This window comes from Microvirga thermotolerans (genome assembly GCF_009363855.1).
GTDB classification, from domain to species: Bacteria; Pseudomonadota; Alphaproteobacteria; order Rhizobiales; family Beijerinckiaceae; genus Microvirga; species Microvirga thermotolerans.
Genome location: NZ_CP045423.1, coordinates 3655498 through 3670413 on the forward strand (window position 1 = coordinate 3655498; position 14916 = coordinate 3670413).

12 protein-coding genes are annotated in these 14916 nt (G+C 69.1%); 6 read left to right on the forward strand and 6 right to left on the reverse strand.

The window, feature by feature from the left end:
- The first annotated feature begins 121 nt into the window (after positions 1-121).
- Both metX and metW read left to right on the forward strand, forming a co-directional pair.
- A complete protein-coding gene (gene metX / locus GDR74_RS17335) occupies positions 122-1291 on the forward strand; it encodes a homoserine O-acetyltransferase MetX (protein WP_152587470.1) in 1170 nt (389 codons plus the stop codon).
- A complete protein-coding gene (gene metW / locus GDR74_RS17340; protein ID WP_152587471.1) occupies positions 1291-1953 on the forward strand; it encodes a methionine biosynthesis protein MetW in 663 nt (220 codons plus the stop codon). Before metX ends, metW begins: the two co-directional genes overlap by 1 nt.
- Before the next feature lie 37 nt (positions 1954-1990).
- Here metW and xerD read toward each other — a convergent pair whose 3' ends face one another.
- Both xerD and GDR74_RS17350 read right to left on the reverse strand, forming a co-directional pair.
- Complete coding sequence (gene xerD, locus GDR74_RS17345) at positions 1991-2932, reverse strand: site-specific tyrosine recombinase XerD (protein WP_152587472.1); 942 nt, start codon at positions 2930-2932, stop codon at positions 1991-1993.
- Positions 2929-3075 carry a histidine kinase gene (locus GDR74_RS17350; RefSeq protein ID WP_152587473.1) on the reverse strand — a complete coding sequence of 49 codons (147 nt, stop codon included), beginning with the start codon at positions 3073-3075 and terminating at the stop codon, positions 2929-2931. The genes xerD and GDR74_RS17350 overlap by 4 nt, the downstream gene beginning before the upstream one ends.
- 116 nt (positions 3076-3191) lie before the next feature.
- Here GDR74_RS17350 and GDR74_RS17355 point away from each other — a divergent pair, with 116 nt between their 5' ends.
- From GDR74_RS17355 to GDR74_RS17365, 3 genes are read left to right on the forward strand one after another with little or no spacing between them, the layout of a single operon-like run.
- On the forward strand, positions 3192-3821 hold the full coding sequence (locus tag GDR74_RS17355) for a shikimate kinase (protein ID WP_152587474.1): 630 nt from the start codon (positions 3192-3194) through the stop codon (positions 3819-3821).
- Entirely contained in the window at positions 3799-4962 is a 1164-nt protein-coding gene (gene aroB, locus GDR74_RS17360; protein WP_152587475.1) for a 3-dehydroquinate synthase, read from the forward strand. Before GDR74_RS17355 ends, aroB begins: the two co-directional genes overlap by 23 nt.
- A complete protein-coding gene (locus tag GDR74_RS17365; protein ID WP_152587476.1) occupies positions 4959-6284 on the forward strand; it encodes an HlyC/CorC family transporter in 1326 nt (441 codons plus the stop codon). Before aroB ends, GDR74_RS17365 begins: the two co-directional genes overlap by 4 nt.
- Positions 6285-6306: 22 nt before the next feature.
- Here GDR74_RS17365 and GDR74_RS17370 read toward each other — a convergent pair whose 3' ends face one another.
- The 4 genes from GDR74_RS17370 to GDR74_RS17385 all read right to left on the reverse strand — a co-directional run bounded on the left by GDR74_RS17370 (position 6307) and on the right by GDR74_RS17385 (position 11772).
- Positions 6307-8115, reverse strand: a complete 1809-nt coding sequence (locus GDR74_RS17370; protein WP_152587477.1) for a glucan ABC transporter ATP-binding protein/ permease — start codon at positions 8113-8115, stop codon at positions 6307-6309.
- Positions 8116-8280: 165 nt separating this feature from the next.
- Positions 8281-8778, reverse strand: coding sequence for a CAP domain-containing protein (locus tag GDR74_RS17375; RefSeq protein WP_152587478.1), 498 nt, complete (start codon positions 8776-8778; stop codon positions 8281-8283).
- Between the two features lie 5 nt (positions 8779-8783).
- Positions 8784-11333 (reverse strand): DUF3772 domain-containing protein, encoded by a 2550-nt coding sequence (locus GDR74_RS17380; protein WP_246179746.1) that lies wholly within the window; start codon positions 11331-11333, stop codon positions 8784-8786.
- 148 nt (positions 11334-11481) lie between these two features.
- The gene (locus GDR74_RS17385; RefSeq protein WP_152587479.1) at positions 11482-11772 is read right to left on the reverse strand and encodes a hypothetical protein; all 291 of its coding nucleotides are present in this window, start codon (positions 11770-11772) and stop codon (positions 11482-11484) included.
- A 365-nt stretch (positions 11773-12137) separates the two neighbouring features.
- Between GDR74_RS17385 and GDR74_RS17390 the strand changes: the two genes are divergently transcribed.
- Positions 12138-14888 carry a glycoside hydrolase family 2 protein gene (locus GDR74_RS17390; protein WP_152587480.1) on the forward strand — a complete coding sequence of 917 codons (2751 nt, stop codon included), beginning with the start codon at positions 12138-12140 and terminating at the stop codon, positions 14886-14888.
- Positions 14889-14916: the final 28 nt, after the last annotated feature.

Sequence of the window (14916 nt, forward strand, 5' to 3'; positions counted from 1 at the left end):
CTGAATTCGGGCGCCCCCCGCCGCTGCCGCGCCGCGACGCGCGTTGACCTCGGCGCCTCTCCGCTTTACCGCTGTTCGGAAGATCGAACGCTTCCGCCGGACGCTTCCGCCCGAGTCGAGCATGACCAGCGCCCTTCCCCCGCCCGAGCCGCGCAACCAGGTCGACGACCCGTCGAGCCCCGTCGCGCGCTTCGGAGCGGACGAGCCCCTGATGCTCGATGCGGGCGTTCCGCTGGCTCCCTGGCAGATCGCGTACCAGACCTACGGGACCCTGAACGCCGAGCGGTCGAACGCCATTCTCGTCTGCCATGCCCTCACCGGCGACCAGCACGTGGCAAACCCCAACCCCGTGACCGGAAAGCCCGGCTGGTGGACGACCATGGTCGGCCCTAGCAAGCCGCTCGACACGGACCGCTTCTTCGTGATCTGCGCCAACGTCATCGGCGGTTGCATGGGCACCACCGGCCCGGCCTCCACCGATCCCCGCACCGGCCAGCCCTATGCCCTCGACTTCCCGGTGATCACCATCCGCGACATGGTGCGCGCCCAGGCGGCGCTGATCGACCGCCTCGGGATCGAAAGCCTGTTCTGCGTAGTCGGCGGCTCCATGGGCGGCATGCAGGTGCTCCAGTGGGCGGCAAGCTATCCCGAGAGGGTCTTCGCCGCGCTGCCCATCGCCACCGCCGCCCGGCACTCGGCCCAGAACATCGCCTTCCACGAGGTGGGCCGGCAGGCGGTGATGGCCGACCCCGACTGGCGCGGGGGCCGCTACCTCGTCGAGGGAACGCGGCCCGCCAAGGGCCTCGCGGTCGCCCGCATGGGCGCCCACATCACCTATCTCTCGGAGATGGCCCTGCACCGGAAGTTCGGGCGCAACTACCAGGACCGCAGCGCGCCGACCTTCTCCTTCGACGCGGATTTCCAGATCGAGAGCTACCTGCGCTACCAGGGCCTCTCCTTCGTCGAGCGCTTCGACGCCAATTCCTATCTCTACGTGACGCGGGCCATGGACTATTTCGACCTCGCCGCCGAGCACGGCGGCAGCCTGGCGCGCGCCTTCAAGGGATCGGCCACGCGCTTCTGCGTGATCTCCTTCTCCTCGGACTGGCTGTTCCCGACCGCGGATTCCCGCGCCATCGTCCATGCCCTGAACGCCGCCGCCGCCTCCGTCGCCTTCGTCGAGGTGGAGAGCGACAAGGGGCACGACGCCTTCCTCCTCGACGAGCCCGAGATGTTCGCCGCGGCGCGCGGCTTCATCGACGCCGCGGCCCGCGCCCGGGGGCTGTCCTGATGGAGCCGGGAACGTCCGCTCCGGCGACGGCCCCTCCGGAAGGGGCGCGGCTCGACTTCCTCCTCGTCGCGGACATGGTCGCGCCCGGTTCGCGGGTGCTCGACGTGGGCTGCGGCGACGGCTCCCTTCTCGCGCTCCTGCGCGACCGCAGGGGCGTCGACGGACGCGGGATCGAGATCTCCCGCGAAGGCGTGAACGCCTGCCTCGCCAAGGGACTGCCGGTGATCCAGGGCGACGCGGACACGGATCTCGCCGACTATCCGGACGACGCCTTCGATTACGTCATCCTGTCCCAGACCATCCAGGCGACGCGCCGGCCGAAGGTCGTGCTCGAGCACCTGCTGCGCATCGGGCGGCGGGCCATCGTATCCTTCCCCAATTTCGGCCATTGGCGGGTGCGGCTCGACCTTCTCCTGAAGGGCCGCATGCCGGTGACGGACAACCTGCCCTATGCGTGGCACGACACGCCGAACATCCATTTCTGCACGATCCGCGATTTCGTGGAGCTGTGCCGGGAGGTGGGAGCGCGCATGGAGCGGGCGGCGGCGCTCGACGCCGGCGGCCGTCCGGTGCGCGTCGCGCTGCCCTGGTGGGCCTGGAATCTCCTCGGCGAGCAGGGCGTGTTCCTGCTCACGCGGCGGGAGAGCGGCCCCGATCGCTGACGCGGAACGCGGAAGACCTTAGCGGTCCAAGTCTCCTTTAGCCGTCCAAGTCCCCTTTCGAGGCGAGCGGGTGCAGGTCGCGCACCATGCTCTTCAGCCGCTCGTCGAGGACATGGGTGTAGATCTGGGTCGTCGAGATGTCGGAGTGGCCCAAAAGCTCCTGCACGACGCGCAGATCCGCCCCGTTCTGGAGCAGGTGGCTCGCGAAGGCGTGGCGCAGGACGTGGGGGCTGACCCTGTCCGCGCGCAGGCCCGCCGCTCCGGCGGCGGCCTTCAGGTCGCGGGCGAAGGCCTGCCGGGTCAGGTGGCCGCTCTCGCTGTCGGACGGGAACAGCCAGGGGCTCGGGGCCTTCCCCTGCTTCTCCAGCAGGGCGAGATAGGCGCCACTCGCCGCGCGGGCCGCATCGGTGAGCGGCACGAGCCGCTCCTTGCCGCCCTTGCCCCTGACCACGAGAAAGCGCTCGCGGGTCTTCGCCGCGCTGCGCGGAAGGGCGATGAGCTCGGAGACGCGCAGGCCCGTGGCATAGAGAAGCTCCAGGAGGCAGGCCATGCGGGCGGCGCGCAGGCGCTCCGCCGCAGAGGCCTCCGCCCGCCCGGCCGCCTCGTGGGCGGCGCTCAGGAGCCGGTCGACCTCCTCCACGGAGAGAACCTTGGGCAGCGCCCGCCCGCGCTTGGGCGCCGCTACGGCAGCGGTCGGATCGGCCGGGGCATAGCCCTCCACGTAGAGAAACCTGTGGAACTGCCGCACCGCCGAGAGGCGGCGGGCGGCCGAGGAGGCCTTCAGCCCCCGTTCGTCGAGGCTCGCGAGAAAGCCGCGCACGGTGGCGGCGGAGGCGGTGTCGGGCCGGGCGCCGGCCTCCGCGAGATAGGCCAGGTAGTCGTCGAGGTCCCGGCGGTAGGCGTCGAGGGTGTTCTTCGACGCGCCCCGCTCGGCGGCGAGCATGTCCAGGAAGAGGCTGGCGTGCCTCGCCCCGCTCATGGGGCGGTCAGGCGGCCGCTCGGGACCGGCACCGCGATCTCCCGCGGTTCGGGCTCGACCAGGGTCGCCAGGGCGAAGACGGCGGCGAAACCGAGCGCCGCGAGGATGGCGACGACGACAAGAAACCGGAATAAAGTCGGCACGGGCCCCTCATCAAGGTTTCCAAGCTACAACCATGCATGGCAGGCAAAGGCAAGCTTTTCGAGATGGGTGCCCCGGGTCCTGTGACAGAGCGCGGGCCCCATGCTAGGACAGACCCATGAACACTTCCAGCCGCCTCAATTCGCTCGATGAGGCCGGCGGGCAGGACGGCAGACGCCAGGGCGGCCACCCCATCGCCCGCAGGCTCGGCTCGCGGTCCCTCGTGCTCGTCGGTCTCATGGGAGCCGGGAAAAGCACCGTGGGCCGGCGGCTCGCGCAGAAGCTCGGCCTGCCCTTCCGCGATGCTGATCACGAGATCGAGGAAGCCGCCGGGATGAGCATTCCGGACATCTTCGCCATTCACGGGGAGGAGCATTTCCGTGACGGGGAGAGGCGCGTCATCGCACGCCTTCTCCAGGAAGGGCCCATGGTGCTGGCGACGGGCGGAGGCGCCTTCATGAACGCGGAGACCCGGGCCGCCATCAGGGCGGCGGGGGTCTCGATCTGGCTCAAGGCCGACCTCGACACCCTCATGCGGCGGGTGCGCAGGCGCGCCACGCGTCCCCTGCTCCAGAACCCCGACCCCGAAGGGACGATGCGGCGCCTCATGGAGGTCCGGTATCCCGTCTATGCCGAGGCCGACGTGACCGTGTACTCCCACGAGGCGCCCCACGACCGGGTCGTGGCCGACATCGTTCAGGCGCTCAAGGAGTGGTTCGACGAACATGGGAGGTCTGCCGGTGAATAGCCTGGCCACGCGGGCGCCCGAGGCGGCGGCGATTACGGTTCCCGTCCCCCTGGGCGACAGGGCCTACGAGATCCTCGTCGGCCGCGGCCTGCTCCAAGGCGCCGGGGCGCGCATCGCGGCGCTCGGCGCGCGCGCCGCCGCCATCGTCACCGACGAGCATGTGGGGCCGCTCTATGCCCGGTCCCTCGCGGAGGCGCTCGAGCGGCACGGCCTGAGGACGGCCACCCTCGCTCTCCCGCCCGGCGAGGCGACGAAATCCTACGCCTTCCTGGAAAAGGTCTGCGATTTCGCGCTGGAGGCGAGGATCGAGCGCGGCGACCTCGTAGTCGCCCTCGGCGGCGGCGTCGTGGGCGATCTCGCGGGCTTCGCGGCGGCGGTCGTGCGCCGGGGCGTCCGCTTCGTCCAGGTGCCGACCACCCTGCTCGCCCAGGTGGATTCCTCCGTCGGCGGCAAGACCGGCATCAACTCGCGGCACGGCAAGAACCTCGTCGGCGCCTTCCACCAGCCGAGCCTCGTGCTCGCCGACACCGCGGCCCTCGACACGCTTTCCTTGAGGGAAATGCGGGCCGGCTATGCCGAGGTCGTCAAATACGGCCTCATCGACGATGCTTCGTTCTTCGACTGGTGCGAGGCGCGCTGGCGGGGCGTGTTCGCCGGCGGCCCGGAGCGCGACGAGGCGGTGGCGCGAAGCTGCCGGGCGAAAGCCGCCGTCGTGGTCCGCGACGAGCGGGAGGACGGGGATCGCGCCCTGCTCAACCTGGGCCACACCTTCGGGCACGCCCTGGAGCGGATCACCCGCTACGACTCCGCACGCCTCGTCCACGGCGAGGGCGTGGCGATCGGCCTGTGCCTGGCCTTCCGCTTCTCGGCGTCCCTCGGGCTGTGCCCGGACCGGGACGCGCGGCGGGTCGAAGCGCATCTCGCGGAGGCTGGACTTCCCACCCGCCTGAACCATGTTCCGGGAGGCTGCGGCACCGTGGAGGAGCTGCTCGACGCCATGGCGCAGGACAAGAAGGTGAAGGGCGGCGCCCTCACCTTCATCCTGGCGCGGGGCATCGGGAAGAGCTTCATCGCGCCCGGCATCGCGGCCGACGAGGTCAGGTCCTTCCTCAAGAAGGAAATCAGCGCAGCGCAGCCATGATCGAGGATTCCTTCGGCGAGCTCTGGGTCGCGGCCCTGGTCGTCATCCTCTGCCTTCTTCTCTCCGCCTTCTTCTCCGCCGGCGAGACCGCCTTCACCGGCGCGTCCCGCTCGCGCATGCTGTTCCTGGAGAAGAACGGCGACCGGCGCGCCGGCCTCGTGAACCGCCTCCTGCAGATGCGCGAGCGCTTCATCGGTACGGTGCTGATCGGCAACAACATCGTCAATATCGGCGTCTCCGCCTTCACCACGAGCGTCCTCGTGGCGATCTTCGGCGACGGCGGCGCGCTCTATGCGACCGTCATCATGTCGGTCCTGGTGATCGTCTTCGCGGAGGTGCTGCCGAAGACCATCGCCATCTCCTCGCCCGACACCGTGTCGCTTGCCCTGTCGCGGCCCATGTCCTGGGTGGTGGCGATCATCGGCCCGCTGGCCCTGGCCATCGAGCGCCTCGTCCGCGTCATGCTGCGGCCCTTCGGAATCCGGATCGGGGCCAACACGCCGATCCTGTCGGCCAGCGAGGAGATCCGCGGCCAGCTCGACCTCCTGCACAAGGAGGGCAACGTGGCAAAGGTGGAGCGTGACATGATGGGCGGCCTCCTCGACCTCGAGGAGCTGACGGTCTCCGAGGTCATGGTCCACCGCACCAAGATGCGCACCATCAACGCGGACCTGTCCTCCGAGGAGATCGTGCGCGAGGTGCTGTCGTCGCCCTACACGCGCATGCCCCTGTGGCGCGGCAGCCAGGAGAACATCATCGGCGTCCTGCACGCCAAGGACCTGCTGCGGGCGCTCGACGCCGTCGGCGGCGATGCGAGCAAGCTGTCCGTCGAGAGCATCGCGCTGGAGAGCTGGTTCGTGCCGGACACGACGTCCCTGCGCGACCAGCTCAAGGCCTTCCTCGCCAGGAAGACCCACTTCGCGCTCGTCGTCGACGAGTACGGGGAGGTGATGGGCCTCGTGACCCTCGAGGACATCCTCGAGGAGATCGTCGGCGACATCAAGGATGAGCACGACCTGTCGGTCCAGGGCGTGCGCCCTCAGCCCAACGGCTCGGTGAACGTGGACGGCTCCGTCCCGATCCGAGACCTCAACCGGGTGATGGACTGGAACCTGCCCGACGAGGAGGCGACCACCATCGCCGGGCTCGTCATCCACGAGGCCCAGGCGATCCCCGACACGGGCCAGATCTTCACCTTCCACGGCTTCCGCTTCCAGGTCCTGCGCAAGTCGCGCAACCGCATCACGGCACTGCGGATCACGCCGCTTTCCGTCGCGAGGAAGGCGGACGAGGCCTTGGCTCAGGGCGCTCGGCGCGGTTAGCGCCCGGCGGGGGGGTCCATGCCTACGTCGCCGGGACGGCCTTCAGGCGCGGCTCCGCCGCGGGCTCGGCGCCGGTTTCGCCGGCGATGAACTGCGCCCTCGCCAGCTCGGCGAAGCGGCCGCCCCTGGCGACGAGTTCTGCGAAGCTTCCCGCTTCCACGATCCGCCCCTGGTCGAAGACGAGGATCCGGTCCGCGTTGCGGATCGTGGCGAGGCGGTGGGCGATGACGAAGGTCGTTCTTCCCTTCATCACCTCGTCGAGGGCCAGCTGCAGCTTCCGTTCGGTGGCGGCGTCGAGGGCGCTGGTGGCCTCGTCGAGGATGAGGATCGGCGGATTCTTCAGAAGGGCACGGGCGATGGACAGGCGCTGGCGCTCGCCGCCCGAGAGCGAACGCCCGCGCTCGCCGATGACCGTATCGAGCCCTGCGGGCTGGCGGGCGATGAACTCCACCGCCTGCGCCCGCTCCAGAGCCTCGATCATCTCCGCATCCGTCGCATCGGGACGGCCGACCTGCAGGTTCTCGCGGATCGTGCGGGCGAAGAGCATCGGCTCCTGGAACACCACGCCGATGTTGCGGCGCAGGGAAGCGAGGCTGAGGTCGCGGATGTCGTCGTCGTCGATGCGGATGGTGCCGGACTGCGGGTCGAAGGCCCGGTGCAGGAGCCCGAGGGTCGTCGACTTGCCGGAACCCGTGGCGCCGACGAGGGCGACGGTCTCGCCCGGCTGGACGGAGAAGGTCACGTCCTGGATGGCGGGACGCTTGCCGTCGTAGGAGAAGCTCACGTCCTCGAAGGCGACCTTGCCCGCGAAGCGCGGCACGTCCTTGGCGTTGGGCTTGTCGTGGACCGCCGGCGCCGTATCGAGGATCTCGAAGAACTCCCGCATCTTCGGCGCCTGCATGAAAAGCTGGTTCACGAAGCTCACCGCCTGCTCGAGCCGCCCGATCAGCATGGTGGCGATGCTCATGAACATCACCACCTCGCCGATGGTCGCAAGCCCGCTCAGGTGCAGCGCCGTGCCGACGAGGAAGATCGCCGTGACGGTGATCGTGGCGGATGCGCGCGAGGCCACCGATGCGACCGCCCACCAGGAAAGGACCGGGTTCTGCGCCTGCAGGAGCTGGCCGATGATGGTGCGCAGGGATCTCGCCTCCGCCTCGACGCGGGTGAAGGACTGGATGACGGGTACGTTGCCGAGGGCGTCGGAGGCATGCTCGGCAAGGCTCGAATGGTAGCGCTCGACGGCGCCCTGGAGGCTCTCGGTCTTGCGCAGCACGATGGTGGTCACCACCGCGAAGATCCCCATGAGGGCGACGAGGAGCAGCCCCAGCCGCCAGTTGAGGAACACGGTCAGGGGCAGCAGGATGAGGAGGGCGACGAGCGCCGCGAAATGCTCGCGGAAGAAGCCGAGCCAGAGCCAGGCCATGCCGTTCGAGCCTTCCAGCATCACCTTCAGGACCCGCCCCGAATGGGTGGAGGTGTGGAAGGCGAGCGGCAGCTCCAGCACGTGCTCGAAGTAGTTTGCGATCACCGACAGCCTGCGGCGGTGGGACAGCCGGTCTGCGTGAAGCGCCACCAGCACCCCCGCGCCGATGGAGAAGAAGCCGAAGGCGACCCAGGCCAGGATAAGCGGCATCAGGGTCGAGAAGGCGATGGGCGGCGCGCTCGGGTTTTGGGCCCGGGTGAGCACGTCGATGATGCGGCCGAAGAGGATCGGCTCCGCGAAGGCGGAGATGGCGAGGGCCACGTTCGCCAGGGCCAGGAGCGCGCCGACCCGGAGATCCGAGCCGAGCTGGCCGAGCACGCGAAGGTAGAGGCGGATCAGCCACATGGACGGCTACCCGCTTCGGCCCGCCAGGTCACGAGGACCGGCCTCTTCTTCCATCGGATCCCGCATTGCGACCGCCTCCCTGTCCGGGCTCCGCTTGCCATAGTGAAGCCTGCGACAATCAACGGCAATCCCGTGACTTTGTTCGGGCGGCGGGCGCAGGATGCGTCAGCGCCTGTCGGCGGCGACCGCGAGCGCCCAGTAGACCTTGTATTTCGACTGCGGCGCGTAAGCCGTCGCGATCGCGATCCGCGTCGCCTGGGGATCCGTGAGGACCCGGTCGTGCTGCGGGCTCTCCCGCCAGCCGGAGAAGGCCTCGGCGAGGGTGTGGTAGCCGGCGGACAGGTTCGCCGCCGGAGCCCGGTAGCCGGCGGAGGCGAGGTGCGCCTTGAAGGCGTCCGCGGAGCTGGGCCTGTCGGCGGCGGCCATGGCCTGCGCCTCGGCCTGGGCCGCGGCCTGGAGATCCGGATCGAGCGCCAGGGGGGGCAGCCCCCTGTTGCGGCGATAGGCATTGATCATGTCGCGGGCCATGGCGGCGTCGACCGCCGCGTCGGCCCTGGCCATGGAGGCATAGAAGCTCGGGGCGGTCGGGCGGGCGGCGGGCGGCGGGCTCTGGCACGCTGCCAGGGCGAGCGCCGGGAGGATGAGGAGGGGGAAGCGTCTCATGCGGCCTACTTATCCTTGAGAAGGGTTAAGCCTTCCTCTTCGGCCTGGGCCGCCTTCGGCTTGGCCTCCGCTTCGTCCTCCTCCTTGGACGGCGCCGGCGGCGGCGCGGCGGGAGCGGGCGGCGCGCCGGTCCCCTCCTCGCGCAGCTTGCGGAAGATCTCGAAATAGAGATCGCTCGATACGCGGCCTGCCGAGTCGATGTCGTCGACGAAGCAGATCAGGTCGAAGTCGATCGTGTTCTCCGTGACCTTCTTGAAGAGCACCCGCGGCGCGGGCTCGCTCATCACCTCGCGGTGGGCCAGCGCGCTGCGCCGCATGATGTCGGCCACGTGGTCGGGATCGGACGCGCGGGGAACCGGCACCGAGACGAGGACGCGCCCGATGCGGTCGTTGCGCACCCGGTTGCGGACGATGCCCGAGATGAGGTTCGAGTTCGGCACGATGAGCGTCGAGCGGTCGAAGGTCTGGATCTCCGTGGAGCGCACGTTGATCCGGCGCACGTAGCCTTCGCCGTCGCCCACCACGACGAGATCCCCCACCCGGATGGGCCTCTCCCAGAGCAGGATCAGGCCCGAGATGAAGTTGTTGACGATGGACTGCAGGCCGAAACCGATACCGACCGAGAGGGCGCCGGCGACGATGGTGACCCGCTCGAGGCTCAGGCCCAGATAGGTAAAGGCGATCACGCCCGCGGAAATGATGCCCACATAGCCCGCGGCGGTGCGGATCGAGTTCCGCAGGCCCGCATCGAGCTCCGTCGCCGGCAGGAAGGTGTTGTCGAGCCAGCGCTGGATGAGCCGGGTCGCCGTGAACCCGACGGTGAAGAGCAGGGCCGCGACCAGGATCGACGACAGGGAGATCGTCACGTCACCCACGCTGAAGCCGAAGAACACCGCTCGCAGGGAGCCCATCACGTCCGTCGACTCGATCCCCCACGGCGCAAGGGCCAGGAGCACGGCCACGACGACGAGGGCCAGCCGCGCGATGCCGCTCGCCAGCACGCCGATCTGCTCGAGGGAGCGGCGGCGCAGGCCCGTATTGGCCTGGAGCATGGTCGAGATGCGGCTCTGGGTCCTGAAGGTATTGCCGATGAACTCGTCGGCGAGGGCGATCAGCAGGATCAGCAGGGCGACGAGGATCGAGATCCAGGCCGTCTGGTCCACCAGAAACGAGGCGAGGGCCACATAGCCGCCGAGGACGCTGCCGACGACGATGGCGACGACGATCCAGCCCAGGGTCCGCAAGGGGCCGCCGATGGACACCTCCGGCGCCACGTAGGGGCCGAGGCAGGCTTCGTCCTGCGTCGCCCGCGCGGCGAACCTGCGCAGGAGTTCGGCGAGGATCAGGGCGCAGGCCAGGGCGAAGACCGCCCGCGTCACGACGGTGATGGGCAGCGCCGCCGCGATGGCCTGATTGAAGGCATCGAGCACCTTGCCGACCACCATGACGGTCGCGAGCGTGATGCCGAAGCTCATGATGCGCCCGGCAGAGGCCTCGCTGACGGAGACGAGGCGCCAGGAGCCGTGATCGGGCGCGAGGATGGCGTCGATGAGCGCGCGCACGAAGGCGATGAAGGCGATGCCGCGCAGGATGGCGGCGACCACCTGCTCCAGCCGGGGCGGGAACAGGTCCACCGCGTCGAAGGACACCCAGAAGATCCAGCTTCCCGCGATGGCGGGAACGGTGCCGAGGAGAAGGACGGCGGAGGCTGCGAGCAGGCGGCTGCGCCGGGCCGGATCGAGGATCTCCGGATCCCGCCGCACGAGCCGCGGCGCGATCGACCGCCGCCCGGCATAGAGCGCGATGGCGACGCCGAGGGACAGGCCGATGAGCAGCAGGACCCCCAGGGTCGCGTTCCGCTGAATCTGGCCGACGGTGTCCCCGAAGGTGATCCGCTGCGCCCGCAGCTCGCGGGGAAGCGCCTGGACGACGTCCATCCACAGCCCGAGGCTGAGAATGCTGTCGCTCTTCTCGAACAGGGCGCGGGTGAAGCCCGCCCGGCGCAGGTCGCTGATCTGGGCGCTGAGCTGCTCGGCCTGCACCAGGAGCGCGCGGCCGAGCCGCTGGGTCTCGTCGAGCTCCGCGACCGCGGCCTCCCGCTCGCTGCGGTCCCGCGCGGCCTCGGCGCTCTCCTCGGGCTCCCCCTCCTTCGGCTTCGGACCGAGCTGCGCCAGCCGCGCCCTGCTCGCCTCCAGCTTCGGCGCCTGCTCGGCGATGAGGCCGCGGATGTTCTCGATGATGGGCTCGATCTGCTGCCGGAGGCTCTGGAGCTCCGCATCGGACTGTCTCCTGGCCTGGATCGCGAGCTCCTTCTGCTCGAGATCGGCCTTGAACCGGTCGAGCTTGGCACGGACCGCCTTCGTGTCCGCGGAAATCGCCGGGGGGGTCGGAGCCGTTGCCGCAGGGGCAGGTGCCTGAGGCTGAGCCTGTGTCTGGGTCTGGGTTTGAGTTTGGGCCGGAACGGCCTGCGGAGGAGTCTTCTGCCCCTGCGCATGGCCCGCGGTCGCGATGCCGAAAGCCAGCATTGCGGCCAGAAAGAGCCGCCCTCGTCCCATCCGTCTCATTCGGTTTCGCCCCGTCGCACCTTGTTGAACGCTGGTTATGCGAATCATTAAGGCGAAAAGTCGCCGCCTGAGAAGGCGTTGGCAAGAAAGGCCGGAGCGGCGACAGGGCCGCCGCTCCGGCGCTTCCTGGATGACGGGGCTATTTCTTCGTGTTGGCGGTGCCCGTCGCGGAGGGATCCGTCGGCACGGGGTAGGCCGGGTTGGCGGGGGAGGTCCGGTCCGTCGGATTCGCGGACGAGCCGGAGGGCGAGCCCGTCACGGCGGCGCGCGAGGCCGCCTGGCCTGGATCGTCGGGCGACGTTCTCCCCACCCAGATGAGATAGCCGCCGATGGCGATGCCGCACAGGAGCAGGGCTCCGAGCAGCACCGCCAGGACGGGACGGCCGGGAGGGCCCTGCCGTGCGCGGTCGTCGGGAACAATTCTAGCCATCGCAAGCCTCTCGATGATGGTAGGGGCCGACCGAACCTGGCGAGGCTCGGCTGTGGGAGGGCAACGCCACATGGCGGGGGCAGTTCCTCCTCCGTTCCGTCGAAAGCGGGATCGCGCGCGGGGCTTGCTCGAAGCGAGGACAGCGAGACCTGCGGATCGCGGGGATCCAACCTCCGGGTTCCGCCGTTGACGGGGACGGACCGGGGCATGGCACCGAAGGGCGTTCACGGACTGGAAGCTGACGCAGCGATGACTTTCGGACGCCGAACCGGCACCTGAGGCCGAGGCCGCGCCCCTTCGTCTCCTCAGTCATGTTTTCGCCGTTTTGAACGCCCTTGGGTTAGATGCCGATTCAAGGAGTTGTCATGCAGGACAATCGCATCAGCTTGGACGGAAGCTGGGAATTTTTGCACGTCGCCGACGACCGGATGCCCGGCCCGGCGGAGGTCCGCGAGATCGTCGTTCCCAGCCCTTGGCAGGCCCAGTTCCAGGATCTGCGGATGCGAGCCGGCATCGGGATCTACCGCCGGATCGTGGACATCCCTGCGGACTGGCTTCATGACAGCGTCTGGCTGCGCTTCGGCGCCGTCTTCCACAACACGCGGGCTTTCGTGAACGGCGAACCGGTCGGCTCCAACGAGGGCGGCTTCCTGCCGTTCTCCTTCGACGTCACGCAGCACCTCAGGCCCGGCCTCAACGAGATCAAGGTCCGGGTGGACTCCCCCACCGACAATCCGGCGGAGTTCCCGGACTCGCCCTTCGCCGAAATCCCCTTCGGCAAGCAGAGCTGGTACGGCCCGCTTTCCGGCATCTGGCAGTCGACGTTCCTGGAGCGCCGCATCCCCGATCACATGAACCGTATCCGCCTCGTTCCCAGGCGCGAGACAGGCCATGTCGCGGCAGGCGTCTTCTTCGCCCGCCCCCTCACCGATACCGCCCAGGTCCGGATCGAGGTGAGGGATCCCTCGGGGGCGGTGGTGATCGACGAACTCCACGAGACGCAGGTGGGCGTCACCAGCATGCCCTTCGACTTCACCGTTCCGGAGGTGCAGTCCTGGTCCCCCGACGAGCCCAATCTCTACACCATCCGCCTCGCCCTGGTGCGGAACGGCGTCGTCAGGGACGAAATCGGCGACCATTTCGGCTTCCGCACCATCGAGACGCGGAACGGCAAGTTCTACCTGAACGGCGAGCCGCTCTACCTGCGTGCGGCCCTCGACCAGGACTACTACCCGGACACGATCTGCACGGTGCCCTCCGTCGCGTTTCTCGAGGACCAGTTCCGCAAGGCGAAGGAGCTGGGGCTGAACTGCCTGCGCTGCCACATCAAGGCGGCGGATCCGCGCTACTACGACGTGGCCGACCGGATGGGCATGCTCATCTGGACCGAGCTCCCCAACGGCGGCATGGCGACCGACCGCTCCCGCGGCCGCAAGGAGAAGCTTCTGAAGGGCATCGTCGACCGCGACGGCAACCACCCTTCCATCGTCATCTGGACGATCATCAACGAGAACTGGGGCGTCGACCTCGTCAACGATCCCGACCACCGGGACTGGCTGAAGCGCACCTTCGCCTGGCTGAAGGCCTACGACCCGACCCGCCTCGTCGTCGACAACTCGCCGCTGGCTCCGAGCTTTCATGTGGAGTCGGACATCGCCGACTATCATTTCTATGCCGCCGTGCCGGATCACCGCGACGAATGGGACAGGTTCGTGGACGAGCTCGCGAGCCGCGCCTCCTGGCTCTACTCGCCCCATGGCGATGCGGTGATTACGGGGCGGGAGCCTCTCATGTGCTCCGAGTTCGGAAACTGGGGCCTGCCCTATCCGAAGGATCTGCGGAACGACAAGGGAGAGGAGCCCTGGTGGTTCGAGACCGGCCACGACTGGGGCGAGGGCGTGATGTATGCCCACGGAGTCGAGAACCGCTTCTCCGACTGGAGTCTCGACCGCGTCTTCGGCGACCTGCGCCGCTTCGTCATCGCGGCGCAGTGGCAGCAGTTCCGCGCGCTGAAATACGAGATCGAGGCCATGCGCCGGAAGCCGAGCCTCGCAGGCTACGTGATCACCGAGCTGCACGACTGCCACTGGGAATCGAACGGGCTCCTGGACATGCGCCGCAATCCGCGCGTCTTCCATGAGCTGTTTCACATCATCAATGCCGACACGGCGATCGTCCCCAAGTGGGAGCGCGTCTCCTACTGGGCGGGGGAGCAGGCCTCGCTCGAGCTCGCCGTCGCCCACGGGGCGGGGCCAGTCCTGGAGGACTGCCAGCTCGAGATCCGCCTGTGCAACGAGACGCGGCGCCTTCCCGTCCCGCGGCTCGAGGCTCCCACGGTCGTCGATCTGGGATCGGTCGATCTTCCCGTGCCCGATCTCGAGGAATCGGCCCTGCGGCGCATCTGCCTGGAGCTGCGCGCGTCGGACGGCCGCCTCGTCGCGCAGAACCACGTGGATCTCGCCATCCACGCGGCGCGCGGCAAGCCGCTGCATTTCCGGCAGCTGATCTGGTCTCCCGACGAGGACCTGCGGGAGCGCATGAGGCTGATGGGATATGCCTCGGCCCGCAGCCTCGAGGAGGCCTCGGTCGTGGTCTCGCGCAGCCACGACAAGGCCATCGCCGACCACGTGCGCCAGGGGGCGAGCCTGCTGCTCTTGCCGGAGGGCGAGCTCAGCCTCTACCCGTTCTTCCCCCATTGGCAGAACGTGCAGGTCAAGACCCGCGACGGTACCCTGTGGCGGGGCGACTGGGCTTCGTCCTTCGCGTGGCTGCGCCGGTCGGGACATTTCGCGCGCTTCCCCGGCGGCCCGCTTCTCGACGAGACCATGGACCGCGTCATACCCGACCACGTCATCTCCGGCTGCAACCTGCTCGACTTCCAGGCCCGCGTCTTCGCCGGCCTCGTCGTGGGCTGGATCCACAAGCCGGTGTCCCTCGGCGTGGAGCGCTCCTACGGGCGCGGCCGGATCGTGGCCTCGACCTTCCGCCTGTTCAGGGACGAGCCGATGGCCGACCCGACCGCCACCATGCTCCTCGACAGCCTGGTGGAACTTGCGGTCGAATCGCGCATGGCGCGCCTGGAGGAGGCCGTGCGCGCTGCGGAGGCGGCGGCCTGAGCCGCCCCTCCCCTCGTTTCCTGGAAAC

Coding starts and splice junctions, on each gene's coding strand:
- metX (WP_152587470.1), top strand. CDS start 122: ATGACCAGCGCCCTTCCCCCGCCCGAGCCGCGCAACCAGGTCGACGAC.
- metW (WP_152587471.1), top strand. CDS start 1,291: ATGGAGCCGGGAACGTCCGCTCCGGCGACGGCCCCTCCGGAAGGGGCG.
- xerD (WP_152587472.1), bottom strand. CDS start 2,932: ATGAGCGGGGCGAGGCACGCCAGCCTCTTCCTGGACATGCTCGCCGCC.
- GDR74_RS17355 (WP_152587474.1), top strand. CDS start 3,192: ATGAACACTTCCAGCCGCCTCAATTCGCTCGATGAGGCCGGCGGGCAG.
- aroB (WP_152587475.1), top strand. CDS start 3,799: ATGGGAGGTCTGCCGGTGAATAGCCTGGCCACGCGGGCGCCCGAGGCG.
- GDR74_RS17365 (WP_152587476.1), top strand. CDS start 4,959: ATGATCGAGGATTCCTTCGGCGAGCTCTGGGTCGCGGCCCTGGTCGTC.
- GDR74_RS17370 (WP_152587477.1), bottom strand. CDS start 8,115: ATGTGGCTGATCCGCCTCTACCTTCGCGTGCTCGGCCAGCTCGGCTCG.
- GDR74_RS17375 (WP_152587478.1), bottom strand. CDS start 8,778: ATGAGACGCTTCCCCCTCCTCATCCTCCCGGCGCTCGCCCTGGCAGCG.
- GDR74_RS17380 (WP_246179746.1), bottom strand. CDS start 11,333: ATGGGACGAGGGCGGCTCTTTCTGGCCGCAATGCTGGCTTTCGGCATC.
- GDR74_RS17385 (WP_152587479.1), bottom strand. CDS start 11,772: ATGGCTAGAATTGTTCCCGACGACCGCGCACGGCAGGGCCCTCCCGGC.
- GDR74_RS17390 (WP_152587480.1), top strand. CDS start 12,138: ATGCAGGACAATCGCATCAGCTTGGACGGAAGCTGGGAATTTTTGCAC.